This window comes from Bacillus sp. mrc49, from assembly GCF_002803435.1.
On the sequence record NZ_PHNG01000204.1, the window covers coordinates 1 to 869 of the forward strand.

Annotated in this window: 3 protein-coding genes; all 3 read left to right on the plus strand. The window is 40.9% G+C overall.

Going from position 1 to position 869, the window contains the following annotated elements:
- Window positions 1-187 (plus strand): hypothetical protein (locus CVN76_RS31575; protein ID WP_232732050.1); only part of this gene is annotated, 187 nt, incomplete at its 5' end.
- Window positions 187-516 (plus strand): HNH endonuclease, encoded by a 330-nt coding sequence (locus CVN76_RS01435; RefSeq protein WP_100530127.1) that lies wholly within the window; start codon window positions 187-189, stop codon window positions 514-516. The genes CVN76_RS31575 and CVN76_RS01435, both read left to right, overlap by 1 nt.
- A complete protein-coding gene (locus CVN76_RS01440; RefSeq protein ID WP_100530128.1) occupies window positions 510-815 on the plus strand; it encodes a hypothetical protein in 306 nt (101 codons plus the stop codon). The genes CVN76_RS01435 and CVN76_RS01440 overlap by 7 nt, the downstream gene beginning before the upstream one ends.
- Window positions 816-869 lie beyond the last annotated feature (54 nt).

An 869-nucleotide genomic window follows, 5' to 3' on the forward strand; every position in this document is an offset into this window, starting at 1 on the left:
TAGGCTGCAGCAGAAGCTTAGAGCTATTGCTAAACATACTGAAGCATTAGCTAATGAACTGGATGAAATTGACAAGGATAGATGTTCAGTGTGCGGTGGGGCCATTCATAGGACAATCTATTATGTTGATGGTATTGAAGCAAACTCAGTAACAGTTTGCCCTAAATGCGAGGACGATAAAGGATAATGCCTGAGTACAAGACAGAAGCACAGAAGAAGAAGTTCTATCGTACCAGTGACTGGAACAATCTAAGGCAGCAGGCGTTGGATAGGGACAACTACGAGTGCCAACAGTGTAAGCGTGACGGTCGAGTGCATGTGGACTCTAAGAAGGTTGAAGGTGAACGTAAGAGTGTAGAGCTCAACGTCCATCATAAGTATGAGATCGAACACTATCCTATGCTTGCTTTGGTATTGGATAACCTTGAAACGTTATGCCTTCAATGTCATAACAAGATGCATGATCGTGTGTTTGGCCAGACTAACAAAAAGAAATGGGATGATGAGAAGTGGTGAAGTTAGCAAAGTTAAAGTGTATAACGCCTGTTGTTATTTACGGGAGAAATGAAGATGGCTCTGCTGATCAATGCTTTGAAGAAGGAAAGGAATATCTATTCTGTTTCGATGCAAAGAAGAATGAGATCTTTACCTACAATGATGTGCAGCAGGTTCATTTCTTCTCGCTAGATGATTATTACACGGACAAACATTTTGTTGTTTTATCTCTCGGAGAGGCAGAATCGTTTGGATTAGATGAGTTCAATCTGAATCGAATGAAACGGCTATTCAAGGAACGGTATAATTTCGAAGAATAATTAACTGAGATACCCCCCGGTCAAAAGTTTCACTATTTTTTTGAAACCCGGGGA

Excerpts from the sequence above, each read along its gene's own strand:
- CVN76_RS01435 (WP_100530127.1), top strand. The coding sequence starts at position 187 with ATGCCTGAGTACAAGACAGAAGCACAGAAGAAGAAGTTCTATCGTACC.